Source organism: Microbacterium sp. H6, from assembly GCF_003314775.1.
In the GTDB taxonomy this organism is placed as follows: Bacteria; Actinomycetota; Actinomycetes; order Actinomycetales; family Microbacteriaceae; genus Microbacterium; species Microbacterium oxydans.
In genome coordinates this window covers 1-4,901 of sequence record NZ_QOAY01000295.1, presented here as the reverse complement: position 1 = coordinate 4,901, position 4,901 = coordinate 1, and the positions used below count along the sequence as shown (strand labels likewise).

Sequence of the window (4,901 nt, the reverse complement as noted above, 5' to 3'; positions counted from 1 at the left end):
CCCGGGCGTGCTGCCGAGTTCGGCGGCGAGCGCGACCCGCAGCTGCGGATAACCGCGATAGCCGATGCCCTGGCAGGTGCGGACCACGGTGGCGCGGCCGACGCCGGCCCGATCGGCGAGCTCCTGCGCCGTCCACTCCACGACCTCGTCGGCCGATTCGACGATCAGCTCGGCGACGCGGCGCTCGGCCGGCTGCAGGGTGTTGAGCACGGCCGCGATGCGTGCGGTGGGCGGGGCGCTAGGCGAGAACACGGGCTCGGGCTCCCTCCATGATGCGGCGACGGATCGCACCGGACGCCGCATCGATCAGCATCGTCACCACGACCACCACGATGAGCAGGACACCCACCGTCGACCACTCACGGTACTGGGTGTAGGAGGTGAGCATGTCGCCGATTCCGCCGACGCCGATGAGCCCCAGCACCGCGGAGGAGCGCACGTTGATCTCGAAGCGGTACAGCCAGAACGACCAGAACGCCGGTTCGGCCTGCGGCCACACACCCCAGCGCAGCACCTGCAGCATGCCGCCACCGGCCGCGCGCGCCGCCTCGATCGGACCTCGGGGCACGGCCTCGACCGCCTCATAACCCCATTTGCCGAGCGTGCCGACGCCGTTGATGGCGAGGGCGAGCGCGCCGGTGAACGGGGTGAGGCCGGTGACCGAGAGGATCACGATCGCGATGATGATCTCCGGGACCGCCCTGATCAGCGAGAAGAGTCCGCGCAGGAGCGCCCGCAGCCACGCGGGCCCGAATCCGCGCGCGGCGACCAGGCTCAGCGGGGTGGCGAGCAGGATGCCGAGGATCGTGCCGACCCAGGCCATCTCGATGCTCCGCCACGTCTGCCACAGCGCCTCCGGCAGCTTCTCCCAGTTCGGATCGGCGAACATCAGGAACGTGTACCGGATGATCTCGGACGGCAGATCGGAGAGGCGGGACCAGTCGATGTCGATCGACCAGAACGCCAGGACCACGATGCCGGTGACGAGCGCCCATCCGGCGATCAGCCAGGGCCGGCGAGGCTTGGCGGGGATGACGGTGAGCGCCGCACTCATACGAGCCTCCGTCGGATGGCGTCCGAGACGAGGTCGATCACGATGACGACGATGAGGATCTCCAGGATGATGAGCGAGAGCTGGTCGTAGCGGTAGAACGTGCGCACCGCGTCGATCAGCAGCCCCATGCCTCCGGCGCCGACGAGACCGAGCACGGTCGAGGCGCGCACGTTCAGCTCGAACACGTACAGGGTCTGATTCGCGAAGGCGGGCCAGGCGTCGGGCAGCGCGAGCGTGCGGTTGATCTTCGCCTGCGTCGCCCCCACCGCGCGTCCGGCCTCGAGGGGACCGCGGTCGTTGGTGTCGATGGCCTCCGAGACGAGTTTGACGATGATGCCGACGTTGAACAGCAGCAGCGCCAGGATTCCGGGGAGCGCACCGACCCCGACCATCGCGACCAGGATCGCCGCATACAGCAGGTCGGGCACGCTGCGGATGACGTTGAGGATGCCGCGCACGATGACGCGCGCCGTGGTGTTCGGGTTGGTGGCACGCGCGGCCCAGAAGCTGAGCGGCAGCGACACGGCGGCTCCGATGGCGGTCGCGATCACCGCCATCTGCAGGGTCTCGATGAGGGGCGCGACGGTGCGGGGGAAGAAGCTCCAGTCGGGCAGGAGCAGCTTCACGATCTTGTCGGCGCCGTTCTGCCAGTTGCGCGCGATGGCCGAGAAGTCGACGCCGATGCCGATCACCGGCAGGCACATCACCACTGTGACGGTCACGACGGCGGCCAGGATCACAGGCCCCTTCCACGCTCCTCGCGGGCGGGCGGGAATGTCGAGGACGGTCGCGTTCTGGGCGCCGCTCATGCGTCCAGCCGGTCGTCGGGCGTGAGCGAGCGGCCGTAGATGCTCTCGAAATCGGCGTCCGTCGCACTGGTGGCGGGCCCGTCGTAGACGATCTCCCCGGCGCGCATGCCGATCATCCGCGCCCCGTACTCGCGGGCGAGGTCGAGGAGGTGCAGGTTGACGAGCACCGTGATCCCGAGATCCCGGTTGATGCGGCGCAGGTCGTTCATCACCCCGTGCGCGGTGGGCGGATCGAGGCTCGCGACCGGCTCGTCGGCGAGGACGATGCGCGGCTCCTGGGCGAGGGCACGGGCGATCGCGACCCGCTGCTGCTGGCCGCCCGAGAGCTCGGAAGCGCGGGAGTGCAGCTTTGGCAGGATGCCGACACGATCGAGCGCGTGATACGCAAGCTGCTTGTCCGCCTCGCGGTAGACGCCCAGGAGCGTGCGCCAGAGCGGCGTGTGGGCGAGGCGCCCGACGAGCACGTTCTGCAGCACGCTCGCGCGGCCCGCGAGGTTGAAGCCCTGGAAGACCATGCCGATGTCGCCGCGGAGGCGGCGGAGGGTGCGCGACGAGGCGCCGCTCACCCGGTGCTCCCCCACGTCGAGGGCGCCGCTCGTCACCGGCACGAGGCCGTTGATCGTGCGGATGAGGGTGGACTTGCCCGAGCCGGAGAGCCCGACGACGGCGACCATCTCGCCGGCCTCGATGTCGAGCGACACCCGGTTCAGACCGACCGTCCCGTTGGGATAGCGCACCGTGACCTCGTCGAGGCGGATGGACCACGGCGTGGACGCCGCAACCGAAGCTGCGCCGTCCACGTGCTGGATCTGATCGGACAATTTACTGGAGCCCCAGAGCCTGTGCGGCACGGGCCACGACGTCGAGCGAGTCGGGGTCGGCCGGCGCGAGCTTGGTGATCGAGTAGATGCTGGTGAGGATCTCGGAACCCTCCGGAGTGTTCGAGAAGTCCTCGAGCGCCTTCGTGATGCGATCCTGCAGCTCGGGTGACAGGTCGGACGAGAGGGCGACGCCGTCGTTCGGGATCTCCTCGGTCATCGCGAACACAACGACCTTCTGGCCGACGTCGGGGGTGTCCTTCGCGACGATCGTGCGGGCGTCCCAGAAGCTGAATCCCACCTCGGCGTCGCCGTTGTAGACCGCGAGCACCGAGGCGTCGTTCGCGGTGACCGGGATCTGCTGGATGTCGGTGTCCGTGTCGAGACCTGCCTCCTGCAGCGCGACGATCGGGTAGATGTAGCCGGCGGGCGAACCGGGGCCGAGCACGGCGACCTTCGCGCCCTTCACCTTGTCGATGCTGTCGAGGCCGGCCGGGCCCTTCATGGCGTCGGCGCCGTTGCAGAACAGCATCCCGTCACGCTCGACCGGCTCGTCGTCGCAGTACTTGTCGGGGTTGTTCGTCATGAACTGCGCGGGGTAGGTGATGTTGCCGTTGCGCTCGGTCTGCAGCACGACCTTCGCGTCGTACATGTCGTTCGCCTGCCACAGCTGCAGCGACGGCAGGAAGCCGATCTGCGCCTGGCCTGCGCCCATCGCCTCGACGGCGGCCTGGTAGTCCTTCGACACGACGCCTGTGACCTCGATGCCGAGCTCCTCGGTGAGGTAGTCGGTGAGGGGCGCGGCGGTGTCGACGAGTCCGTCCTGGTCCTGCGAGGGCACGAGGGCGAGCACGATCGAGTCGGGGTCGGCAGCGGGGGCTGCGGAATCCTCGGGCGCGGCGGTGCTGCTGGAGCAGCCGGCGAGCACCACGGTCAGCAGGGCGCCGACCGCGACGACGCCCGCTGCGGAGGAGCGGAGGAGAGAGGTACGCATGTTCATCCTTCGATGGGGGTGGGTGTGTGAGGGAGGGGTATGAGCGGGGAGGGAGAGGTCTCAGCCGCGCAGCCAGGCCTCGAGCTGGGGAACCAGCGTCGAGAACTCGGCGGCGCGGAAGGTCGGGGTGGCGTCAGGGTCGGAGAATCCGCCGATCAGCGCGGTCGCATGGCCGCGGGCGTGCGCGGGGGCGAGGTCGTTGTGCCAGATGTCGCCGATGCTCAGCACCCGGGCGTCCGCGGGGAGCTCGGCGAGCACGGCCTCGAGCCCCCGGGGCTTGCCGGCACCGGTGACGATCCGGTCGAACAGTCCGCGAAGCCCGAGGGTCTCCAGCGCGTCGACGATGCGGATGGCCGGAGCGTTCGTGACGAGGATCCGCTCGGCGTCGACCGAGGAGAGGAACTCGGCGAGCCCGTCCGGTGCGGTGATCGGGGCATCGGCAGTGCCGAGCTGCGCACGACTGGCGAGATAGGCGTTGCTCAGGAGACGGGCATCCGCTCCCCTGGCTTCGGCGACCCGGCGCACCGCGTCGTAGCCGTCGAGCGCATCCCCGTCGGCTGCGGCGAGGACCGCGCGGACGTCGTCGAGGAAGGTGTCATCGTCACCGAGGCCGGCAGCGACCTGCTGGGCGTAGGCGAGGACCGGACCGTCGCCGAGGGCGATCGTGCCGTCGAAATCGAAGAGGAGGATGGAGTTCACGGAGTTCTTTCTGTGGGGACGCTCCGTCCATGATGAGGAACGATTGTGGACAGAAAGTCCCGAACGTGTGAACGCCGTGTGAACAATCCGTCCACTCCACTCGCGTATGGTGAGCGCCGTGTCCGAACTCGAACAGCTCACGCATGCGGCGCACCTCGCCGCCGACGGATCCGACGCCGGTGCACGCTCCGCCCTCCATGCGCTCCCCTGGCTGGCATCCGCGATCCGCGACGACCGCGCGGCCGGCCGCTTCGCCGTGTGGGGGCGGTCGTCGGTGATCGACGAGAACACGGGTGCGGCGGTCATCCCCCGCGCGCTGTTCGAGGAACTGCACGGGCACGCGGACATCGCCGCAGACTGGCCGCTCGGCAACGCGGGAGTGCTGCACTGCTACGGCTACCTGCTGTCGCTGGAGCCCACGCCCTACGGCCTCAAGCGCGAACGCTGGACCGAGGGCGCGCTGGCTCGGGCATGCCACCTGCCTCCGGACGCGTTCCGCCCCTGGGGCGAGGGGCCGACGCTGCTCG

At 69.6% G+C, this 4,901-nt stretch carries 6 protein-coding genes and 1 pseudogene; 1 reads left to right on the top strand and 6 read right to left on the bottom strand.

Annotation, left to right across the window (positions count from 1 at the left end; genetic code table 11):
- The 6 genes from DSP71_RS19075 to DSP71_RS19050 all read right to left on the bottom strand — a co-directional run.
- The coding region (locus DSP71_RS19075; RefSeq protein WP_396652068.1) for a MurR/RpiR family transcriptional regulator at positions 1-252 on the bottom strand (252 nt) is incomplete at its 3' end.
- Positions 239-1,054 carry a phosphonate ABC transporter, permease protein PhnE gene (gene phnE, locus DSP71_RS19070; RefSeq protein ID WP_113681832.1) on the bottom strand — a complete coding sequence of 272 codons (816 nt, stop codon included), beginning with the start codon at positions 1,052-1,054 and terminating at the stop codon, positions 239-241. The genes phnE (DSP71_RS19070) and DSP71_RS19075, both read right to left, overlap by 14 nt.
- The gene (gene phnE, locus DSP71_RS19065; RefSeq protein ID WP_061015307.1) at positions 1,051-1,863 is read right to left on the bottom strand and encodes a phosphonate ABC transporter, permease protein PhnE; all 813 of its coding nucleotides are present in this window, start codon (positions 1,861-1,863) and stop codon (positions 1,051-1,053) included. Before phnE (DSP71_RS19065) ends, phnE (DSP71_RS19070) begins: the two co-directional genes overlap by 4 nt.
- Positions 1,860-2,684, bottom strand: a complete 825-nt coding sequence (gene phnC, locus DSP71_RS19060) for a phosphonate ABC transporter ATP-binding protein (RefSeq protein ID WP_218867301.1) — start codon at positions 2,682-2,684, stop codon at positions 1,860-1,862. Before phnC ends, phnE (DSP71_RS19065) begins: the two co-directional genes overlap by 4 nt.
- Before the next feature lies 1 nt (position 2,685).
- Positions 2,686-3,675 (bottom strand): phosphate/phosphite/phosphonate ABC transporter substrate-binding protein, encoded by a 990-nt coding sequence (phnD, locus tag DSP71_RS19055; protein WP_058632141.1) that lies wholly within the window; start codon positions 3,673-3,675, stop codon positions 2,686-2,688.
- A 60-nt stretch (positions 3,676-3,735) separates the two neighbouring features.
- Positions 3,736-4,374: an HAD family hydrolase gene (locus DSP71_RS19050; protein WP_058633061.1), complete on the bottom strand. Its 639-nt coding sequence runs from the start codon at positions 4,372-4,374 to the stop codon at positions 3,736-3,738.
- A 118-nt stretch (positions 4,375-4,492) separates the two neighbouring features.
- Here DSP71_RS19050 and DSP71_RS19045 point away from each other — a divergent pair.
- Positions 4,493-4,901 (top strand): annotated as a pseudogene (locus tag DSP71_RS19045) (amino acid deaminase); the annotation flags it as partial.